At 43.2% G+C, this 733-nt stretch carries 1 protein-coding gene; it reads left to right on the top strand.

The window, feature by feature from the left end; genetic code table 11:
* Positions 1 to 733 (top strand): hypothetical protein (locus tag A3739_RS30155; protein ID WP_068502610.1); only part of this gene is annotated, 733 nt, incomplete at both ends.

Genomic DNA, 733 nt, shown 5'->3' with positions numbered 1-733 from the left:
CAGTTATGCATTAATTCGTGTTGTAGATCAGGTGCCAGAAATTCTCGAGCAACTTGATAAAAGCAGTCAGACTGTTGAACCGATTACCTCTCAGATCCCTGATGTTCTAGCAACAGTGAATAAAGTGAATGCTTCTATTCCAAATGTGTTGGAAGAAGCTAAAGCTTATCGTGAGTTAGTGCCTGAGATAATGACCGAGGTAGAAACTATACGAGCGACCTTGCCGGATGTACTGTCTCGGGTCGATGCGATTGATACTCGGATTCAAGAGGTGAGTGCTCAATTACCGCTTGTTCTCAAAACCGCATACAATGCGGTCGCTACCGTGAACCAGACTAATCAAACCGTTAAGGAAATTGCTCCTTTGGTTCCTGAAGTATTAGACCAGGTTGAAAAAACACGTGCTGAGATTCCTAGCTATCTCTCACGAGTTGAAAAAGTGGTTGCGACAGCCAAGGATATCTCAGAAGAGGCCGGAAAGGGCGCAGTGAAAGGGGTTTTAAAAGGCATTATTACTACGCCGTTTGATTTTCTAGCCAGCGCAGAAGAGAGATTGTTTGATCGTTTTAAAGGTGATGTAAATATCACTCAAGAAGATACGCATTTGGTAACAGAATCTATAAAAGTACTGTTGTCAGATCAAAGCTTGAGTCGGAAAACGTGGTCTAATGACGCCACCGGAAATTATGGTCATGTTGATGTCTTGAAGCGCTATCAAGGCTCTGAAGGGAAG

It is taken from the genome of Oleiphilus sp. HI0067, from assembly GCF_001635735.1.
Note: the sequence above shows the minus strand (reverse complement) of the source record. Positions and strands in the feature narration are given on the sequence as shown.